This is a genomic window from Acidimicrobiales bacterium (assembly GCA_030747595.1).
Lineage (GTDB): Bacteria > Actinomycetota > Acidimicrobiia > Acidimicrobiales > MedAcidi-G1 > UBA9410.
In genome coordinates, this window is sequence record JASLKK010000007.1 from 40,211 (window position 1) to 59,485 (window position 19,275).

General features: G+C 66.6%; 19 protein-coding genes. 13 read left to right on the forward strand and 6 right to left on the reverse strand.

From position 1 onward, the window contains the following. The first annotated feature begins 125 nt into the window (after positions 1-125). The 3 genes from QF777_07035 to QF777_07045 all read left to right on the forward strand — a co-directional run bounded on the left by QF777_07035 (position 126) and on the right by QF777_07045 (position 3,885). Entirely contained in the window at positions 126-1,043 is a 918-nt protein-coding gene (locus QF777_07035) for a LysR family transcriptional regulator (GenBank protein MDP6911307.1), read from the forward strand. Next, complete coding sequence (locus QF777_07040; GenBank protein MDP6911308.1) at positions 1,040-2,443, forward strand: carboxyl transferase domain-containing protein; 1,404 nt, start codon at positions 1,040-1,042, stop codon at positions 2,441-2,443. Before QF777_07035 ends, QF777_07040 begins: the two co-directional genes overlap by 4 nt. Positions 2,444-2,616: 173 nt before the next feature. Beyond that, the gene (locus QF777_07045) at positions 2,617-3,885 is read left to right on the forward strand and encodes a citrate synthase (protein MDP6911309.1); all 1,269 of its coding nucleotides are present in this window, start codon (positions 2,617-2,619) and stop codon (positions 3,883-3,885) included. A 31-nt stretch (positions 3,886-3,916) separates the two neighbouring features. Here the strand turns inward: QF777_07045 and QF777_07050 are convergent, their stop codons facing one another. Both QF777_07050 and QF777_07055 read right to left on the reverse strand, forming a co-directional pair. After that, complete coding sequence (locus QF777_07050) at positions 3,917-4,900, reverse strand: NAD(P)H-quinone oxidoreductase (GenBank protein ID MDP6911310.1); 984 nt, start codon at positions 4,898-4,900, stop codon at positions 3,917-3,919. Further along, the gene (locus QF777_07055; GenBank protein MDP6911311.1) at positions 4,900-6,114 is read right to left on the reverse strand and encodes an acyl-CoA dehydrogenase family protein; all 1,215 of its coding nucleotides are present in this window, start codon (positions 6,112-6,114) and stop codon (positions 4,900-4,902) included. The genes QF777_07050 and QF777_07055 overlap by 1 nt, the downstream gene beginning before the upstream one ends. 58 nt (positions 6,115-6,172) lie before the next feature. Between QF777_07055 and QF777_07060 the strand changes: the two genes are divergently transcribed. The 6 genes from QF777_07060 to QF777_07085 all read left to right on the forward strand — a co-directional run bounded on the left by QF777_07060 (position 6,173) and on the right by QF777_07085 (position 11,087). After that, complete coding sequence (locus QF777_07060) at positions 6,173-7,369, forward strand: M20 family metallopeptidase (GenBank protein ID MDP6911312.1); 1,197 nt, start codon at positions 6,173-6,175, stop codon at positions 7,367-7,369. 1 nt (position 7,370) lies between these two features. Continuing rightward, positions 7,371-8,183, forward strand: coding sequence for a thioesterase family protein (locus QF777_07065; GenBank protein MDP6911313.1), 813 nt, complete (start codon positions 7,371-7,373; stop codon positions 8,181-8,183). A 14-nt stretch (positions 8,184-8,197) separates the two neighbouring features. Then, complete coding sequence (locus QF777_07070; GenBank protein ID MDP6911314.1) at positions 8,198-8,707, forward strand: hypothetical protein; 510 nt, start codon at positions 8,198-8,200, stop codon at positions 8,705-8,707. Positions 8,708-8,957: 250 nt separating this feature from the next. Continuing rightward, the gene (locus tag QF777_07075) at positions 8,958-9,920 is read left to right on the forward strand and encodes an NAD(P)-dependent oxidoreductase (protein MDP6911315.1); all 963 of its coding nucleotides are present in this window, start codon (positions 8,958-8,960) and stop codon (positions 9,918-9,920) included. A 34-nt stretch (positions 9,921-9,954) separates the two neighbouring features. After that, on the forward strand, positions 9,955-10,899 hold the full coding sequence (locus tag QF777_07080) for a cyclase family protein (GenBank protein MDP6911316.1): 945 nt from the start codon (positions 9,955-9,957) through the stop codon (positions 10,897-10,899). A 41-nt stretch (positions 10,900-10,940) separates the two neighbouring features. After that, entirely contained in the window at positions 10,941-11,087 is a 147-nt protein-coding gene (locus QF777_07085; GenBank protein MDP6911317.1) for a hypothetical protein, read from the forward strand. 8 nt (positions 11,088-11,095) lie between these two features. Here the strand turns inward: QF777_07085 and QF777_07090 are convergent, their stop codons facing one another. Beyond that, on the reverse strand, positions 11,096-11,869 hold the full coding sequence (locus QF777_07090) for an enoyl-CoA hydratase-related protein (protein MDP6911318.1): 774 nt from the start codon (positions 11,867-11,869) through the stop codon (positions 11,096-11,098). A 66-nt stretch (positions 11,870-11,935) separates the two neighbouring features. Here QF777_07090 and QF777_07095 point away from each other — a divergent pair, with 66 nt between their 5' ends. Genes QF777_07095 through QF777_07105 form a run of 3 tightly spaced genes read left to right on the forward strand, consistent with a single transcriptional unit; the run spans position 11,936 to position 14,532 of the window. Continuing rightward, complete coding sequence (locus QF777_07095) at positions 11,936-12,532, forward strand: EthD domain-containing protein (GenBank protein MDP6911319.1); 597 nt, start codon at positions 11,936-11,938, stop codon at positions 12,530-12,532. Positions 12,533-12,586: 54 nt separating this feature from the next. After that, positions 12,587-13,504, forward strand: coding sequence for a ribokinase (locus QF777_07100; GenBank protein ID MDP6911320.1), 918 nt, complete (start codon positions 12,587-12,589; stop codon positions 13,502-13,504). Positions 13,505-13,542: 38 nt separating this feature from the next. Further along, complete coding sequence (locus QF777_07105) at positions 13,543-14,532, forward strand: nucleoside hydrolase (GenBank protein MDP6911321.1); 990 nt, start codon at positions 13,543-13,545, stop codon at positions 14,530-14,532. A 35-nt stretch (positions 14,533-14,567) separates the two neighbouring features. Here the strand turns inward: QF777_07105 and QF777_07110 are convergent, their stop codons facing one another. Further along, positions 14,568-15,044, reverse strand: a complete 477-nt coding sequence (locus tag QF777_07110; protein ID MDP6911322.1) for a hypothetical protein — start codon at positions 15,042-15,044, stop codon at positions 14,568-14,570. Between the two features lie 37 nt (positions 15,045-15,081). On the opposite strand from QF777_07110, the gene QF777_07115 reads away from it, so the two are divergent. Further along, positions 15,082-16,920, forward strand: coding sequence for an FAD-binding protein (locus tag QF777_07115; protein MDP6911323.1), 1,839 nt, complete (start codon positions 15,082-15,084; stop codon positions 16,918-16,920). Positions 16,921-16,964: 44 nt separating this feature from the next. Here the strand turns inward: QF777_07115 and QF777_07120 are convergent, their stop codons facing one another. Together QF777_07120 and typA are read right to left on the reverse strand one after the other, a co-directional pair. Further along, complete coding sequence (locus tag QF777_07120; GenBank protein MDP6911324.1) at positions 16,965-17,327, reverse strand: DUF2237 domain-containing protein; 363 nt, start codon at positions 17,325-17,327, stop codon at positions 16,965-16,967. A gap of 22 nt (positions 17,328-17,349) precedes the next feature. Then, positions 17,350-19,215: a translational GTPase TypA gene (gene typA / locus QF777_07125; GenBank protein MDP6911325.1), complete on the reverse strand. Its 1,866-nt coding sequence runs from the start codon at positions 19,213-19,215 to the stop codon at positions 17,350-17,352. Positions 19,216-19,275 lie beyond the last annotated feature (60 nt).

Sequence of the window (19,275 nt, forward strand, 5' to 3'; positions counted from 1 at the left end):
ACGCCCGACACGGCCACCGGGGCCACCGGGGCTGATCGGACCCGTTCCCCATCTGCTCATTCCTCATGAATCAGATCACTCATCGATGGCGCGGATGCATCTCGACCGTGGCATCCTCATTAGTGATGGACCTTCGCCAACTCGGCCACCTGCTGGCCGTCGTCGAGCACCGCAGCTTCTCGGCGGCCGCCCGCGCCCTCCACACCGTCCAGTCCAACGTCTCGACCCACGTGGCCAAACTCGAGAAGGAACTGGGCACCGTCCTCATCGACCGGCACTCCATGCAACCCACCGCCGAAGGCCTGGCAGTCGTCGAACGAGCCCGACGGATACGGACTGAACTACAGGCCATTCAGGACGACATCATTTCGATGCGCCACGAGGTTGCAGGCGAGGTTCGCATCGGTTGCATCGGCACCACCGGCCGCTGGATGGCCACTCCCCTGCTAGGCGAACTCTCCGACCGCCACCCGGCGTTGCGACCGGTACTGGTCGACGCCACGACCACCTCCCTTGCCCCTCGTGTACTCAATGGCGATCTGGACATGGCCGTGGTCAACACACCGGTCGTGGAGGCCGGTCTGGAGACCGAGCCGTTGTTCGACGAGGAACGAATCGTTGTGGCCCCCGGCGATCACCCCTTGGCCGGAGCGGGCACCATCGACGTGGCCACGCTGGCCGAGCACCGGGTCATGCTCACCCCACAGGGCACCACCTTCCGTGATGCCATCGACCGGGAACTCGAAGCCGTGGGCCTACGTCTCCAGGCGGCTGCCGAGGTCGACGGGCTCCGACTGCTGGCCTCGCTGGCCTACCAGGGCTATGCCCCAGCCCTCCTCCCGGCTAGCGCCGTGTCGGGCTACCCGGAGGGCGGCTGGTCGCTGGTACACGTCGAGGGACTGGCCCGTCGGTCCGTGGGGCTGGTCCGCAACCGACGCACCACGCCGTCCATGCCGGTGCTAGCTACCCGGGATGTCCTGCGTGACGTGATCCGCGAGATCGCCCCCCACCAGCCCGGAATCCATGTCACGCTGGAGCCATGAGCAACACCGCTGCGACGTCGACCGACGGCGGACCCTCAGAGTCATCGCATCCCGCGGGGCCCGGTGGCCTGGCGCTACGGAGTCGCACCGGCGGTTCGGTGGCGTTCGGGGTCCGGGATCTGGGCGGGCGTCGGGTGCTGGCCGTGGAGATCGCCGGCGAGAACCGGGGCGCCCTACGACCGGCTGACGGCGAGAACCTGGCCATCGCGGCTCGAACGGCACGCGAAAAGCGGATACCGCTGGTCTGCTTCGTGGCCTCCAGCGGCGCGGCCATCGGGGAAGGCGTTGGGGCGGTCCACGGTTGGGGTACCGCGGCCCGAGAGTTCGTGGCCAACTCCGGAATCGTGCCCACTATCTTCTGCGTGACCGGACCGACGGTGTCCGGTCCGGCCCTCCTGCTGGGCCTGGCCGACCTTGTAGTCATGGTCGACGACTCCTACGCGTTCGTCAGTGGCCCGTCCATGGTCCGACAATTCACCGGCGAGGACCTCTCCAACGAGGGCCTCGGCGGTTCCTCCATGCACGCCGGCACCTCGGGCGTAGCCCATTTCACGGTGACCGACCGAGCCGAGGCCGACGACCTGATCGCCGAGTTGCTGGGCTACCTGCCCGACCACGCCGACGTCACCCCCACTGGCTGGCCCTGTTCCGACCCGACCGATCGATCCACGCCGGAGGCCGGTGAACTCATCCCGGACACGCCCACCGGCAGCTACGACGTCCGCGACGTCCTGGCTGCCGTGGTCGACGACGGCCACATTCTCGAACCGCGGTCCGGTTGGGCCACCAATCTGGTAACGGCGTTCGCCACTATTGGCGGTCGTCCCATTGGGCTGGTGGCCAACCAACCCCAGTCGATGGCCGGCACCCTGGATATTCCGGCGTCCCAGAAAGGCGGCCGGTTCGTGGCCTTCTGCGACGCGTTCAACCTGCCGTTGGTGACCTTCGTCGACACATCGGGCTTCTACCCCGGCAAGGACCTGGAGTGGCGGGGCATGATCCGCTACGGCGCCCAAATGGCGTTCGCCTACGCCCGGGCCACCGTGCCCAGGGTGTGCGTGACGCTCCGCAAGTCCTACGGCGGCGCCTACATCGTCATGGACTCCCGTTACATGGGCAACGACCTGATGCTGGCCTGGCCATCGGCCGAGATCGCCGTCATGGGTGCCAAGGGCGCCGTGGAGATCCTCCACCGCAAGGCCACCGAGGACGAGCGGTCCGACCTTGTAGCGGCCTACGAGGACCGACTTCTCAACCCGTACATCGCTGCCGAACGAGGCTCAGTGGACCGCGTCATCGAACCAGCGGACACCCGTGCCGAACTGGCTGCCGCCCTCGAGGTCCTCTCGGGCAAGCGGGAGCGGCTTCCCCGACGCCGCCACGACAACACGCCCCTCTGACCCGAGATGTGGTGCTGAGGCCTCCTGAAACAGTGACAGGTACGCGTATTAGAGAGAACTTCTTGGCTTCTTCGGGCTGATCGCCCACGACCAGACCCCTCCCCTCCCGGTACCTTAGAAACAGTACGAGGATTCGGGCGGATAATTCAGAAGCGCCCAGAAAGGACCGGACCGTGGCTGAGACCATCACCATCACTGACAACCGCACCGGCGAATCGATTGAGGTCCCCCTCGTCGACGGCACCGTGGACGCCAAGGCCTGGAGAGGCCTGCTTCCGGGCATCTGGTTCGATGATCCTTCATTCAGCGCCACCTCGGGGGCGGACAGCGCCATCACCTTCCTGGATGGCGATGCGGGCCTCCTGCGCTACCGCGGTTACCCCATCGAGCAGCTGGCCGGGTCCACCTCATTCCTAGAGGTCGCCCACCTGCTGGTACGCGGCGAGCTCCCCAACGGTCCGCAGCTCAAGGCCTGGAAATCGGAGATCTCCGAAGCGGCACCGATCCACGAGAACTTCCACAAGCGAATCCTTGAAGGCTTCCGCGACGACGCCCACGCCATGGGCGTTCTGGTGTCGAGCATTGCCGCGATGTCGACCTTTTGGCCGGACTCGAAGAACATCGAAGATCCCGACCAGCGTCGTTACGAGATCGTCCGGCTGATTGCCAAGATGCCTACCGTGGCGGCCAGCGCCTACCGCCGCAGCGAGGGCCTGCCCTACGTCCTCCCCGATCCGGACCTTGACTACACGTCGAACTTCCTGGCCATGATGTTCAAAACCGGCGATGCGCCCTACGTGGTGGATCCGATCCTGCGTGATGCCATGGACATGTTGTTCGTGCTGCACGCCGACCACGAGCAAAACTGCTCGACCACGACAGCCCGGGTAGTGGGCAGCGCCCACGCCGACCCCTACGTGACGGTGTCCGCCGCCGCCTCAGCGCTCTACGGCCCCCGTCACGGTGGCGCCAACGAAGCCGTACTTCGCATGCTGACCCAGATCGGCAAGTACGAGAACGTGGATGCCTTCATGGACGGCGTCAAGGCCGGCGATCAAAAGCTCATGGGCTTCGGCCACCGGGTCTACAAGAACTACGACCCCAGGGCCAGGATCGTGAAGGACACCGCCCACCGGGTGTTCGACGTGACGGGCACCAACCCGCTCCTAGACATCGCCCTGAAACTCGAGGAGGTCGCCCTCGCTGATCCCTACTTCATCGATCGCAAGCTGTACCCGAACGTCGACTTCTACTCGGGGTTGATCTACCAGTCGATGGGCTTCCCGGTGGAGATGTTCACCGTGCTGTTCACCATCGGACGAACCCCGGGCTGGCTGGCCCACTGGGACGAGATGCTCACGCAGAACTCCCGGATCGCCCGACCCCGGCAGCGCTATACCGGTCCGGCCGACCGCGACGTCCCGACCATCGACGAGCGCTGAAGCCAGCTCCCCCGGCGATGGTTCCCCTCGTTCAGGCAGGACGTACTCCGAGCAAGATCTTTCCCACGCTGGCGTTGGTCTCCATATAGGCGTGCGCCGTGGCGATCTCGTCCAGGGCGAACCGTCGATCCACCACCACAGCCAGGCGACCGTCCTCGAAACCCGGAACGACCTGTTCCTCGAAAGCCCGGCTGACGGCCACCTTCTCGGCCAACGATCGGGCACGCAACGTGGTGCCGACCACCGTGGCCCGCTTCACCAGGAGCTTGGCTAGACCAAAGGTGGCCGATCCGCCGCCCATCACCCCCACCTGGACAATGGTGCCGGCGGTAGCCAAACAGTTCACGTTGCGATCCAGGTAATCGCCGCCCACCACGTCGAGCACCACGTCCACGCCGCGGCCACCGGTATACCCCGACACCGCGGCGACCCAGTCCTCGGACCGGTAGTCCACGGCAAGGCTGGCCCCGAGGTCCATACACCGATCGAGCTTTCCGGCCGACGCGGTGACAATCACTTCGGCACCCACCATCCGGCACAGCTGGATAGCCGCGGTACCGACCCCGGACGCCCCGGCGTGCACCAGTGCGGTTCCTCCCGCTGCGAGCTCTCCCCGGAGTACGAGCGCGTCCCATGCCGTGATGAAAACCTCGGCCAGTCCGCCGGCCACGTCGAGTGCCATCCCGGCGGGCACTCGAACCGCCTGGTCCTCGTGCACCACGGCCCGCTCCGCATACCCCCCACCACCAGTGATGGCCATGACGGCGTCACCCACCAACCAACGCGAGACGCCGTCGCCGAGAGCGGCAACACGGCCGGCGAACTCCAAGCCGGGGATCTCAGGGTCCATGGGCGGCCCCGGGTACAGGCCCATGCGCTGGAGGAGGTCGGCCCGGTTGCAGGCCGTGCCGACCACATCGACCAGCACCTCGCCCGGCGCGGGTTCCGGATCTGGCACGTCATGGACGGTCAGGACCTCCGGGCCACCGTGGCCGTCCAATACGACAGCTCGCATCAGCGACTCTTCTTCAGGTCGGCGTAGGCCGCATCCTTGTCGACCCGAGGCTCACCGGGCAGGCCGAGGATCCGTTCGCCCACAATGTTGCGTTGCACCTCATCGGTACCGCCGCGGATCGACATCGACGGTGCGGTCAGGAACTCGAGGTGGCCGTCGGCGTCCGACAGCATTCCGGCGGGCCCGCTCAGGTCCTTGCCCAGATAGGCCCGGGACTTGAATGCCGCCACGCTCCGTAACTTGGCCCCCGAGCCCGACGGCCCCGGCGCCTCGCCCTCAACCAGTGCGGCTGCCGCCCGAGCCACCGTGAGCTGGTTTACCCGATGAAGGATGAACGCCCGCATGGCACGCTGTCGGGCCACCGGGTCGGCCAGATGGCCAGCGGCCCGCCAGTCCTCCATCCAGGACGGCAGGCCGTGTTCCTCGTCGTCACCGCCGCCGAAGGCCCGGCCTCCGATGGTGGCCCGCTCGTGGGCCAGCGTCTCGACGGTCAGGCCCCAGCCGGCACCCAGGTCACCAATCCGGTCGGCGTCGGCCACCCGGACGTCGGACACGAACACCTCGGTGAAGTGCCGATCGCCGTTGATCTGTTCGAGCGGTCGGATTTCCACGCCGGGCGCCGTCATGTCAACAGCGAACATGGTGAGTCCACGATGCTTGGCCAGCGAGACGTCGGTGCGCGCCAGGCACATCCCCCACCTGGCATAGGTCCCCCGCGACGTCCAGACTTTGGAGCCGTTCAAGATCCACTCGTCGCCGTCGCGCTCAGCGCGCATGCCGGCATTTGCCAGGTCCGACCCGGCATCGGGTTCGGAAAACATCTGACACCAGATCTCCGACCCGTCAGCGATCGGTCGTAACCACCGCTCCTGTTGGTCAGACGAGCCTCGCTCCAACAGCACCGGCCCGACCAGGTTCAGGCCCACCCCGTAGGGGTAGAGGTCGGCTACGTCGTAGGCCCCCATGGCAGCGCCGATACGGGCTGCCTCGGTGGCATCAGCACCCCGGCCCCCGTGACGAATCGGCCAGGACGGAACCATCCAACCACCGTCGACTAACACATCAAGGAACCGTCGCCCGCCCTCGAGGTCGTCGCTGCCAGCACCCAGCACCGTGCCCGACACGTCGGGATCCCGGCGGTCCAAGAGTGCGTCGAGCGCGGCGTGGATGGCCTCAGAGGTCAGTGCTCCGGAGATCTCGGTCGATTCACTCATCGACGTATTCTGCCCGTCCGGCCCCATGGCGTGCAGCCCGGACGGCCATGATGGGTCCATGCACCAACTCCTCGATGCGGCTTCAGCCGTCACCAACGACGTCATCGCCCTGCGACGCGACCTTCACCGTCACCCCGAACTGGGGTTAGACAACCCGTCCACCCAAGTCCGGATCCTGACCGCGCTGGGTGGACTCGGTCTCAATGTCCAGACCGGAACCGACTGCACCTCGGTGGTGGCCGACCTGATCGGCAAACATGACGGTCCAACGGTCCTGCTGCGAGCCGATACCGATGCGCTCCCCATGACCGAGGACTCCGGCCTGGACTTCCAATCGGCGGTCGAGGGTCGGGCCCATGCCTGTGGCCATGATGCACACACGGCGATGCTGGTTGGCGCCGCCCGGGTCCTGTCGACCCGGCGGGACGAGATCCAGGGGCGGGTTCGCTTCATGTTCCAGCCCGGCGAGGAGGGCTTCGCTGGCGCCCGGATCATGATCGACGAGGGCGTGCTGGACGGCGTAGACCGGGCATTTGCCCTCCATGTCAGCCCCAATCAGCGGATCGGTATCGCCAGCAGCAAGGCCGGAGCAGCGCTGGCTGGCGACACCTCGATCACCGTCACCATCACCGGCCGAGGCGGCCATGCATCGGCTCCCCATCACGCCACCGACCCCATCCCGGCCACTGCTGCGATCATTACCGCTCTGCAGACCGCTGTGACCCGCGAGATCGACGTGTTCGATCCGGCAGTGCTGACCATTGCGCATCTGGTGGCCGGGACCACGACCAACGTGATTCCTGAGACCGCGTTCTTCGAAGGAACCATCCGATGCGTATCGGAACATACCCGCTCGCGCATCCGCGAAGCGGTGGCCCGGACTGTGCACGGGGTAGCCGAGGCCCACGGCTGTACGGCGTCCCTCGAGATGGTCGACGGCTACCCGGTCACCATGAACGACCCCTCCGAAGCCGCCCGGTTTGCTGAGGTCTGCACGACGACCCTCGGCAACGAGAGCCATCGGGTCATGCCGGCACCGTTCATGGGCGGCGAGGACTTCTCCTACGTGCTCCAGAAGGTTCCCGGTGTGATGGCATTCCTCGGCGTCTGCCCGGACGACGAACCCGACCCCCGCAAGGCTCCGCCGCTGCACTCCAACCGCATGCGCCTCAACGAGGACGGGCTGGTTCACGGCATTGCCCTCCACGTCGGCATGGCTCTCCACGGTGGCTCCGCTCTCGACAAGAACGCCTAACATGGCTTGGGACATCACCGACTTCGCCACCCTGCTGGCGCTGGAATCCCACGGTCCCGATGTGTTCGTCGGGATCAGCCCCGAATACCCATGGGGCCGCGTCTACGGCGGTCAGGTGGTGGCTCAGGGACTGCGGGCCGCCCAGGCCACGGTCGACTCCGACCATCACGTGCACTCGCTGCACGCCTACTTCATTAGGGGCGGCACGAGCGACGAGCCGATTCGTTACGAGGTGGACCGGATCCGCAACGGCCGATCGTTCGTGACCCGACGGGTGGTGGCCCGCCAGTCCGACGGAGCGATCCTGAACCTGGCGTGTTCATTCCAGGTCCACGAGGAGCAGGCCGACATTCAGGAGTCGAAACTTCCCGACGACGTCGGCGAACCCGGTTCGGGCACCGTAGAGGACTGGGAGCTCCTCGGTCGCCGTGTGGCCCACCAGTCCGTCGGCCGATCCGCCATCTGGCTAAAAGTGTTCGGCGACTTGGGCGACGACCCCCGGCTTCAGGCGTGTGCGTTGGCGTACACGTCCGACGACATCCCCACCAATGCGGTGGGGAGCACCCACCCCCGAATCGACCAGGTCCGTGACGACTCGGTGACCACCTACGGCGAAATCTTCATCGGGGCAAGCCTCGACCACTCCATCTGGTTTCACCGGCCACCGCCGCCCGACCAGTGGCTCCTCCACGACCTACGGTCCCATGGCCTGGCCAGCGCCCGGGGGTTGGCCGTGGGTGAGGTGTTCGCCCCGTCAGGTGTGCACGTGGCCACCGTGGCCCAGGAGGTCCTGATCCGCGAGCGAACCCGCTGAGCTGGATCTGCGCTATGAGTTACCGGTACGTCAACCGAGTGCCCCGGCCGTGGGCCTTGCTCTACCCGGCAGTGCTGCTGCCTTGGCTAATTTCCCTGGTGGTGGTCGGTGTGACTGCAGAGGTGCTCCTCTGGAGCGTCCCTTCGCTGCTCGTTCTACACGTGGCGATCCGGGCCTTCATGACGCTCACCATTTGCGTCGCCGACGGCGAGGTCGTGGCGGTATTCCACTGGGGCTGGCCCCGCAGACGAATCGCGCTCGCTGACGTCACCTCCCAGCGGGTCACCACTCACGGCGCCCGCTACGGCTGGGGCATCCGCCTCGTCCCCGGCGGCACGCTGTGGCGGGTCTGGGGCCGGGACTCCGTCGAACTCACCCTGGCCGACAAGCGGCGCACGTTCTCGATCGGCACGGCCGACCCCGAGGGGCTCCTGGCTGCCATCGCCACCGCCCCCCGGTCGAGCTCATCGACGAACAGGTCGACGAGATCGCGGATTGGAAGGAAGGGCAGGGTAGTTCTGTAGCAGTTCGACAGTGAAGGCGTCGTAGCACAGCGTCCCTCGAGATGGTCGACCGTCCTTCACGGCGAGGATTAGGAGGTTCTTGCCGGTGAACTAGTTGTAGAGCGGGGCCAACGCCACCTCTGCCTCTTCGGCCAGGCGGGTCGCCATCTCCAGTACCTACTGGCGTCGCCTTTCCTACGCTGGCCCTGCAGCCATGGCGAGAGTCTGGCCGGTCGGAAGGCGCTCGCGACACCGTGCCAGACTCCCGGCCATGGACTCCCCTGGCCGGACCCCGGTCCTCGTCCACCTGTGGGGCGAGCACTTTCCCTCCGACGCGATCCGGGCGCGGTTCCCAACCGTGGACTTCATCCCGATCCCCACCGACGGTGCGGTGCCCGACGGGGTGTCGGGCGGGGCCTGCATCACCCAGGCGGCCCGCACCGGCAACCTTAAAGAGGTACTGGAACGAGGAGTCACCTGGGTCCATGCGCTTGGCCAGGGTGTCGACCACTTCCCCTTCGACCAGTTGGGCGATCGCACGCTGACCTGTGCCCGAGGGGTCAACGCCGTCCCCATCGCCGAATGGGTGGTGGCCATGCTGTTGACGGCGGTCAAGCAGCTCCCCGACCGATGGGTCTCCGAGCCGCCCCGCCACTGGGTGCTGGCCGACCTAGGCACACTGGACGGCGCAACGGTGGCCTTCATCGGCTTTGGATCCATAAACCGGGCCGTCGCCCGGCGACTCACTCCCTTCGGATGCCAGATGATGGCCGTGACCCGATCCGGTGACCCCGGCCCCGTGCCAGGCGTGCCTGACGGAATGGTGTTCTCGACCGACGTGCGGGCCGCGGTGGCCGACGCCGACCACGTGGTGGTGGGCGCTCCGCTCACGCCGGCCACCGAGGGAATGGTCGATGCCGACCTGCTGGCCGCCATGAAACCGGGGGCTCACCTGGTCAACATCGCCCGGGGCCGCATCGTCGACCAGGATGCGCTTAGACGGTCGCTGGACGCCGGCCACCTCGGGCTGGCCTCGCTCGACGTCTGTGACCCCGAGCCACTACCCGCGGGCCACTGGCTCTACGACCACCCTCAGGTGCGGCTCAGCCCTCACGTGTCGTGGGCGGACCCTGGAGCCATTGAGCGGCTCCACGCCGCCTTCGCCGACAATCTCGAACGCTGGTTGGCCGGACAACCTCTCGTCGACGTGGTCGACGTCGAAGCCGGCTACTGAAAACACCAGATACTGAGGAAAGCAGGAGCCCCATATGCCAATGTCCGACGAGTTTCAGGCGCTATCCACCCGTGTCCGCAATTGGGGGCGCTGGGGTGACGACGACCAGATCGGCACCCTGAACCTGATAACAGCCGAGGTGGTGGCTGCGGCGGCGGACGGTGTCCGACACGGACGCACCATTCCCTTGGCTGTCCCCCTCGAACACGAGGGCATTCAGGCCGGGTTCGTCCCGGGTCGCGACAACCCAACCCGCACCATGCATGCCGTGAACGAGGCCCTGGATCCAGAGGCCGGCCCCGACGCGTTCCACACCAGCGACGACCACGTCACGATGGGCCTGCAGGCCGGAACCCACTGGGACGGTCTCGGCCACGTGTCCTACTCGGGCCTGATGTACAACGGCTTTGATGCGGCAACCATCACCGGGACTGGAGCCTCGCGTTGCGGGATCCACCACCTCCGGAGTGTCGTCTCCCGTGGCGTGTTGCTGGACGTGGCCCGGTCCAAGGGCGTCGACGTCCTGGATTGTCCGTACGCCATTACCGCCGACGACCTGGACGAAGCGGCAGCGCTAGGTGGCGTGGAGGTGCGGTCGGGCGACATCGTCCTAGTCCGGACAGGAAGGATGGCCATCTACCACGAGTCCGGTGGGATGGCCTACTGCCTCGGCCCCAGCCAGGACGGCTCCAATGCGGGGATGGGGCTGTCCAGCGTGGCGTGGATGCATGATCACGACGTCGCTGCGGTTGCCAATGACACCCTGGCCTTCGAGGTGTACCCGTCAGAGGCCGACTCGTTGGCCGTGCACCTGCTTCAACTGGTCGATATGGGGTTGACCCAGGGTCAGAACTGGGACCTTGAGACCCTCTCGGCCGATTGTGCCGCCGACGGTGTGTACGAGTTCCTCCTCAGCGCCACTCCGGAGCCCTTCGTGGACGCCGTGGGGAGCCCAGTCGCACCGGTCGCCGTCAAGTAGGTCTCACCTGGAATCGCTGTTCGACGAGTCCGACGACAAAGGTGATCGCCGAGACCGACATGGTCGTTGAGATCCTGAACCGCCGCGAGTTCTCCAGCCTGCCTGACCAGAGCCCAACCGTGGCCCACAAGGTCTTGGCCGGCGCGTTCAAGCGCCTCCATGAAGTGGCCAACGGACCCGTCTCCTAGGCCGGTCTCTACATCCCGGTGAAGTCCGGCGGCCGCTTTTCGGCAAACGCCCGGAGCGCCTCGGCATTGGCCGGGCCACCCATCAGTTCAGCAAACTGCTGGTCCTCGCGTATGCGGGCTTCGGCAATGGCCTCGGCCAGCGGTGCGGTCAATAGTTGCTTGGACGCGACCAGTGACGCCACCGGCTTGGCCGCCAGACGCCGGGCGTAGCTCATCGCCTCGTCCATGAGAGCCTCGGGGGCACACAGCCGCCACGCCAGCCCCATCCGTAGGCATTCCTGCGCGTCGATCCACTCCGAGCTCATGAGCACCCACGTGGCGTCCTGACGATTCAGGAGCCGGGGAAACAGGTAGCTGGACGCGGCTTCGGGCACCACCCCCAGAGCGGTGAACGGACACTGCAATCGGGCCTCGCTGGACATGAAGACGAGGTCGGCGTGGCCGATCACTGTGGCACCGATCCCGATGCCCAACCCGTTGACGGCCACCACGACTGGCTTAGGGAAGGTGGACAGTCGATCCATGAATCCGGCGAAGCCATGTCGACCCGGCACGAATCCCGAGTCCGGGTCCTTGCGGCGCTCCATATCACCGAGGTCGGTCCCGGCGCAAAAGGCTCGGCCGGTGCCGGTGAGGACCACCACCGCCACCTCGGCCGACGTCCGGGCATCATCGAGGGCGTCGGCCAGTGCGTCGTAGTGGACCTCGTCGAGAGCGTTGAGGGCTTCGGGTCGGTCAATCCGGAGGAGACGGACTCGGTCGGCATCGTCGATATGGAGCATGACCTGAGTGTGGCAGCCGTTGACCCACAAGGGGATGCTGGGCCGATGGACAATGTGCGTTGCCTGATGACGGATGATCCGGCGCCCGATGCTGAGGCGCTGGCGTCCCGACCCGGCGTCCTCGCGGTGGACCTGGTTGATCAGGGTCGGCTCCACCTACTGGGAGCTCGGTCCATGCCGGTGACCGAGCCGATCTGGACGGCGCTGATCTGGATCACCGGCGAGGCTCACTTCCTGGCCCCCGAGCATCTCCTGGGCGTGCTCGAGGTGGATCGCCATCACGTGTGGGGTGCCAGTCTCGGAGAGCGCGGCGACGCCGCGCTCTCGCCGGACGCCCTTCTGATGGTGTCCCTGGTGGCCCGACGGAGCGACCTGAGCGCTGACTCGTTCGTAGAGCATTACCGCTCCCATGCCGAGGTGGCCCGCACCCACCATGGGTTTGGCGCCTATCGCCAGAACGTGGTTCGCAAGCACGTCGCTCTTCAGGACGCAGCCGGCTGCGACGCGATCTCGGAGATCTCGGTGGCCACCGAGGAGGACTGGCGGAACAACTTCTACACCACGCCCTCGTCGGCTGAGATCGTGGGACGTGACGTGGCCCAGTTCCTCGACCGGGCGGGCACCTCGTCGACACTGGTTCGCCGCTTCCCCGGCACGGCCTGACCCAGCGTTCCGTCAGGCAGGGTTCGACCCGGTGGGGATGCCATGCTCTCAGACATGTCTTCCCCCCGTGTCGTCGTGGTCGGTTCAGTCAACCTCGACATCGTCGTACCGGTCCCCCACCACCCGATGACCGGCGAGACGGTGATGGGCGGCGACCACGCCCTCGTTCCGGGAGGCAAGGGAGCCAATCAGGCGGTGGCCGCCTCACGACAGGGAGCGGCGGTGACCTTTTTGGGTCGCGTGGGATCCGATGACACCGGCGCCACTCTGAAGGCATCGCTCGAGGCGTCAGGCGTGGACACCAGCCATCTGACGGTCGATGCCGGAGCCCCCAGCGGGATCGCCCTGATCGGGGTGGACGCCGACGGGGACAACGCCATCGTGGTGAGCCCGGGCGCTAATGCCCACGTGAGCTCATCGGACCTCGACGGTGCGTCGGCCGTGCTGGCCGACGCTGAGGTGGTTCTGCTCCAGCTGGAGATTCCGGCGGAAACCGTGACCGATGCTGCATTAGCCGCTGGCGGGACCGTGGTGCTGAACCCGGCGCCGGCCCCGTCGACCCCCGGGGCGCTCCCCGTCGCACTCGTGGATCGGGTGAACGTGCTGGTCCCCAACTTCATCGAGCTGGCCCAGCTGACGGGATCCGAACCGTCCGATGACGTCGACGACCTCACGGTGGCGGCCCGTGGCCTGGGCATCGAAACCGTTGTGGTAACCCGCGGGGCTGACGGCGCCCTGATCGTCACCATCGACGAGGCGATAGAAGTGCCCGCTCCAACCATCACCCCGGTGGACACCACCGGGGCCGGTGACTCGTTCTGCGGAACGCTCGCCGCGGCGCTGGCCCGCGGAGTGACCGTCGTCGAGGCCGTCCACGAAGCGGTTCATGCCGGATCCATCGCGGCGACGCGCCCGGGCGCCCAGCCGTCGATGCCCACGGCCGCCGAGGTGGCCCGCTCGATGGGCGCCTAATCCAACAAACCCACCTCCTGACGGGGCACACTCCGGCCATGCCGAAACAGTTCCCAGACAACGCAACCTCGACGAATCCGGCTTCTGAGGCGTTCTCACCGGGTAAACGGCCTCGCATCATCTTGGACTGTGACCCCGGAGTGGACGACGCCATGGCCATCATCGCCGCGGCCCGCTGGGCCGACCTGGTGGGCATCACCACGGTGGCCGGCAACGTCGAGTTGGAATACACCACAGCTAACGCCTGTCGGATGCGTGAACTGCTGGGCCTCGACGTTGAAGTCCATACAGGCGCTGGAGGACCGCTGGTCGGTGCCCAGGAGTTCGCCCACGAGGTCCACGGGGCGACGGGCCTCGGGAGCCTCGTGCTCCCCGAGCCGACCAGGGGTGCCGACTCCGATGACGCTGTCGGTTGGCTGGTCGAGACGACCCGTGCCGAAGAAGGTCTACATCTGGTGCCCATCGGCCCTCTGACCAACGTGGCTCTGGCCCTCCGGGCCGATCCAGGCATGGTTGAGCGGGTGGCTTCCATCACCTTGATGGGAGGGGCCGCCCTAAGCGTCGGCAATGTGACGGCGGCCGCCGAGTTCAACGTATACGCCGACCCTGAGGCGGCCGATGAAGTCTTCCGGTCCGGTGCTCCGCTGACCATGGTGGGCCTCAACCTCACCCATCAGGTCCGTATGGGCAGTGCCCACGGTCGGATGTGCGCGACCTTCGGAACACCGGTAGGTGACGCCATGGCCGAACTACTCGAGTTCTACACGACGTTCCACGTGGCCGAGGAGGAAACCGAGGATGGGCCGGTCCACGACCCGTGCGCCATCCTGGCCGTCACCCACCCCCACCTGTTCGAGATGGCATCCCGCCCGGTGAGCGTGGAAGTCAACGGCACCCACACCCGGGGCATGACTGTGGTCGACGAGCGCGGTCCCCGCGCCGAGATGCCGTTCAACTGCGATGTGGCCTACGACGCCGATACCGAGGCACTCATCGGCCTGATGATGCAGGCGGTTCGGGACGCCTGATCCGGGCGGTTTTTTCGGGCCTCAGTTCTTGGGCTTCAGTTCAGTGGCGTGTGCACCAGAACCCGGAATCGGCCCTCGGTGGGTAACGGGCAGAAGAGCGCCGTGGCCTCCATCAGGAACACGGCCAACGACGGGCCTGTGGGCGCGTCTGATGAACCGGACTCCCAGATGAGGCCCCGCTTGGGGTTGTCCTGGCGGAGCAACCAGCCTTCAGGAGCGATAACGCCGGCGTCTCGTAGACGGTCACCGGCGCCCCGACCGGTGCTGTGGTCGAGCCCGACGGACGGAACGTTCCGACCGGAACCGGCTACGAACGTCGCCACCGGAACCTGAGAGCCTCGGGCCGAGAACCATGCGAAGAGGCCCGGCACGTCGGCTCGGAGCGAGTCGTCCACGTCAGGTTCCACGTTGATCCACGAACCGGGCGAGCCAGCCACCTCATCTAGCACGTCGACCAGATCGGTCGGGTCGGTGGAATCGACAAGGAACGTTTCGGTGTCGAAGCTGGCCACGTCCCGACGCTAGTGGTGTCACCGGTACGGTGGCGCGGTGACCGACCGGCCGCCTCGTCCGTTGCGGATAGCCGCCCTAGTCAAACAGATTCCGAAATTCCAGGAGATGCGCCTGGGCGACGACGGCCGTCTGGTGCGCGACGGTCTCGAACTCCACATGAACGACTACTGCCGACGTGGGGTTCGGGCGGGTTGTGATCTGGCCGAGGCCACCGGCGGCACGTGCACGGCGATCACTCTCGGTCCCGACGCCGCCGAGACCGTGCTACGGGAAGCCATCCTGTGTGGCTGCATCGAGGGGATCCACGTGACCGGCTCGGCGTTCGCCGGGAGCGACACCCTGGCCACCTCCAGAGCCGTGGTCGCCGCCCTGGAGGCCACCGGACCGTGGGACCTCGTCCTGTGCGGTCGTAACTCGGTCGACGCCGACACCGGCCAGGTGCCCGCCCAGGTGGCGGAACTTCTGGGTTTTCCCCTGTTGGTGGGTGCCCGGGAACTGGACTTGACATCCGGCCCGGGGAAGTCCGTCCGGGGGCTGGCAGCCTTACTGGAACACGATGACGAGTGGCTACGTGCCGAGGTCGACCTGCCGGCCGTGGTCTCGTGCGCCGAGCGTTTGTGCGACCCGTGCAAGGTGAAGGAGCCTGAGGCGTGGGCCACCGTGGACGGTGCTCTCATCCGCCGCCTCGGACCCGCCGATCTGGGCCCCGGACCTTGGGGTGCGGCAGCCAGTCCGACGGTGGTCGGTGAGGTGCGGTTACTCGACGTTGAACGGGCTGGTGAGACGCTCATTGGCGCCGACAAGACCCATCTGGACCGGGTGCTCGAAGTGGTCCGGTCCGGTGGCGCCATCTGGGGGTCTAAAGACGCTGGCGGAGAGGTGGCACGACCGTCTGGTCCAGGCGACGGTGGCGAGATCGTGGTGGTCGGCGAACCCGGACGAGAGCGTTCGACCTCCGAACTTCTGGGAGCGGCCGCCAGCCTGGCCGACACCATCGGCGGCAGGACGGTGCTGACCATCGACGTGGTCCACGACTGGGAGGCCCTCAGCGGCCAGGGCGCAGATCGGGTGCTTCGCCATGCTGGGGTGACCGGCGCCGACGAGGTGGCCCGGATGCTGACCAGATCACTGGTGGAGGACCCGCCGTGGGCCGTACTGGCACCGTCGACGGCCTGGGGTCGCGAGGTGGCGGCGCGTCTGGCCATCTGCCTGAATGCCGGCCTAACCGGCGATGCCGTGGGGCTCGAGGTACGTGACAGACGTCTGATCGCGCTGAAGCCCGCCTTCGGTGGCCGTCTGGTAGCCGAGATCACCTGCACCTCGACCGTCCAGATGGCGACCGTCCGCTCCGGCATCTTGCCCACGCTGCGGCCTCGGCCCGGGGCCCCATTCGCCGCGGACCATCTCGGGTCACCGGCACGGGAGCCGGCACGAAAGTCAGGGCACGGAGGGCCAGCCGATCGACTGGTACGGATCTTGGAGCGTCGCCGCGACGATGACAGCGGCCTGTTGGCCAACGCCGACGTGGTGATCAGTGTGGGACAGGGCGTCGAGCCCTCGGAGTTGTCCCACGTGGAGAGACTGGCAGGGCGGCTGGGTGCCGAACTGTGCGCCACACGAAAGGTCACCGATGCCGGATGGATGCCTCGGGCCCGTCAGGTGGGCATCACCGGGCATGCCATTGCCCCCCGACTGTGTATCGCCATCGGGACATCCGGGAAGTTCAATCACACGGTCGGGCTCCGGGGGGCCACCACGGTGGTGGGCATTAACCCTGACCCGGAATGCGAGCTATGGAACTGGTGCGACGTGGGCCTGATCGCCGATTGGCGTGACGCCCTCGAACCACTAATCGACCGACTGGTCGCCGACTAGACGGTCAGCTCCTCGGCGTGAACCAGTGAGGCCGGGCACACCAATCAATCAGGTCGATCGACTCCGGCGGCTCGCAGGGCCTCGGCATCGACCCACTCCAGACTGAGGATGTGGGTGGCGGCCAACAGGACCTGGGGCGCCGCTCCGGCCTCGTGAGCCTCCTGCCAGCGTGGGGCGCATAGACACCATCGGTCACCGGGATGCAACCCCGGGAAGCCGGGCCGCGGTGTCGATAGGTCATTGCCAGCTTCCTTGGAGAAGGCCAGAAACTCCTCGGTCATCAGAGCGCACACGGTGTGCACGCCGAGGTCGTCAGCTCCGGTGTTGCAGCAACCATCCCGGTAGAAACCGGTCAGGGGGTCAACACCGCATTCCTGGAGCGGCGTTCCCAGCACGTTGACGGCCATCGGTCGAAGCCCCAGAGGACCGTCAGGCTCGAGCGTTCTTGAGGCGCTTGACGGTCCGGGCGCGAGCGGTGGCGTCGAGTTCGACCTTGCGGAGACGCACCACGCCCGGCATCACCTCGACGCACTCGTCGTCAGCGATGTACTCCAACGCCTGCTCGAGGGAGAGTCGCCGCGGCGGTGTTAGGCGGATCGTGTCGTCAGATGCCGAGGCCCGCACGTTGGTGAGCTTCTTTTCTCTGCAGATGTTGACGTCCATGTCCTCGGCCCGGGGGTTCTCGCCGACGATCATCCCGGCGTACACCTCCTCGGTGGGGCCGATGAACATCGAAGCCCGTTCCTGGATGCCGGTGATGGCGTACGCCGTGGCACTACCGATGCGGTCGGCCACCACGCTGCCTGTCTGGCGGATTCGCAGGTCACCCATCCACGGCTCCCAACCTTCGAACACGTGGTGCAGAAGGCCGGTACCCCGGGTTTCGGTCATGAATTCGGTCCGGAAACCGATCAGTGCACGGGCAGCCACCACGTAGTCGAGACGGACCCAACCGGTGCCGTGGTTGGTCATGTCCCCCATGCGGGCCCGGCGCTCGCCGAGTAGTTGGGTGACGGCACCCACGTACTCCTCGGGGACGTCCACTGAGAGGCGCTCGGTGGGCTCGTGCAAGGTGTCGTCGATCTCACGCAACAGCACAGCTGGCTTACCCACGGTGAGTTCAAAGCCTTCGCGGCGCATTGTCTCGACCAAGATGGCCAACTGGAGTTCGCCACGACCCTGGACCTCCCAGGTGTCAGGACGCTCGGTGGGCATCACCCGTAGCGACACGTTGCCGACCAGTTCAGCGTCGAGACGGTCCTTGACCTGGCGGGCGGTGAGTTTGGTGCCGTCCGATCCGGCCACCGGTGAGGTGTTCACTCCAATGGCCATCGACAGCGTGGGCTCATCGACGGTGATACCGGGAAGAGGACGGGGATCATCCAGGTCAGCCAGGGTCTCACCGATGGTGACATCGACGATGCCCGACACATAGACAATCTCACCCGGTCCGGCCTCCTCCACGTCGACCTGTCCGAGGGCGTCGGTGACGGTGACGGTGCCGATCTTGGCCGGCTGGATGGTGCCGTCGGTGCGGCACCATGCCACCGGGGCACCTCGCTTGAGGGTGCCGCTGTCGATTCGACAGATGGCGATGCGACCTAGATACGGCGAGGCGTCGAGGTTGGTGACGTGGACCCGTAGCGGGGCTGTCTCGTCGAACGAAGGCGGCGGCACGTGCTCGAGCACCACGTCGAAGAACGGGCTGAGATCTGCACCGGGGACAGACGGATCCAGGGTTGCGGTACCGGCCCGGGCATCGGTGTAGACAATCGGGAACTCGATCTGGTCTTCGGTGGCGTCGAGGTCCAGGAACAACTCGTAGGTCTCATCGACCACCTCGTCAAGGCGGGCGTCGGGCCGGTCGACCTTGTTGATGACGAGCACGATGGCCAGACCGGCTTCGAGTGCCTTACGAAGCACGAACCGGGTCTGGGGGCGTGGGCCCTCTGCGGAGTCGACGAGCAGGATCACGCCATCGACCATGTTCAGTGCCCGCTCGACCTCGCCGCCGAAGTCCGCGTGACCGGGAGTGTCGACGATGTTGATCTTTACGCCGTCACGGACAACGGCCGTGTTCTTGGCCAGGATCGTGATGCCCTTCTCACGCTCGAGATCCATGGAGTCCATGACACGCTCGGCGATCTCCTCGTTGTCCCGGAAGGCACCGGACTGGCGCAACAAGGCATCAACGAGGGTTGTTTTGCCGTGGTCGACGTGCGCGATGACGGCGACGTTGCGTAGGTCGGGACGGCTTCCCGTGCGCGCCGGGTCGGAGGTCTGAGATTTAGCCACGACGAAAAGGTTACGGCCCGGCGAGCCTCCGTAGACGGAGGTGTGACCGATGGGCGCAAC

Excerpts from the sequence above, each read along its gene's own strand:
- QF777_07035 (MDP6911307.1), top strand. The coding sequence starts at position 126 with ATGGACCTTCGCCAACTCGGCCACCTGCTGGCCGTCGTCGAGCACCGC.
- QF777_07040 (MDP6911308.1), top strand. The coding sequence starts at position 1,040 with ATGAGCAACACCGCTGCGACGTCGACCGACGGCGGACCCTCAGAGTCA.
- QF777_07050 (MDP6911310.1), bottom strand. The coding sequence starts at position 4,900 with ATGCGAGCTGTCGTATTGGACGGCCACGGTGGCCCGGAGGTCCTGACC.
- QF777_07055 (MDP6911311.1), bottom strand. The coding sequence starts at position 6,114 with ATGAGTGAATCGACCGAGATCTCCGGAGCACTGACCTCTGAGGCCATC.
- QF777_07060 (MDP6911312.1), top strand. The coding sequence starts at position 6,173 with ATGCACCAACTCCTCGATGCGGCTTCAGCCGTCACCAACGACGTCATC.
- QF777_07065 (MDP6911313.1), top strand. The coding sequence starts at position 7,371 with ATGGCTTGGGACATCACCGACTTCGCCACCCTGCTGGCGCTGGAATCC.
- QF777_07070 (MDP6911314.1), top strand. The coding sequence starts at position 8,198 with ATGAGTTACCGGTACGTCAACCGAGTGCCCCGGCCGTGGGCCTTGCTC.
- QF777_07075 (MDP6911315.1), top strand. The coding sequence starts at position 8,958 with ATGGACTCCCCTGGCCGGACCCCGGTCCTCGTCCACCTGTGGGGCGAG.
- QF777_07080 (MDP6911316.1), top strand. The coding sequence starts at position 9,955 with ATGCCAATGTCCGACGAGTTTCAGGCGCTATCCACCCGTGTCCGCAAT.
- QF777_07090 (MDP6911318.1), bottom strand. The coding sequence starts at position 11,869 with ATGCTCCATATCGACGATGCCGACCGAGTCCGTCTCCTCCGGATTGAC.
- QF777_07095 (MDP6911319.1), top strand. The coding sequence starts at position 11,936 with ATGACGGATGATCCGGCGCCCGATGCTGAGGCGCTGGCGTCCCGACCC.
- QF777_07100 (MDP6911320.1), top strand. The coding sequence starts at position 12,587 with ATGTCTTCCCCCCGTGTCGTCGTGGTCGGTTCAGTCAACCTCGACATC.
- QF777_07105 (MDP6911321.1), top strand. The coding sequence starts at position 13,543 with ATGCCGAAACAGTTCCCAGACAACGCAACCTCGACGAATCCGGCTTCT.
- QF777_07120 (MDP6911324.1), bottom strand. The coding sequence starts at position 17,327 with ATGGCCGTCAACGTGCTGGGAACGCCGCTCCAGGAATGCGGTGTTGAC.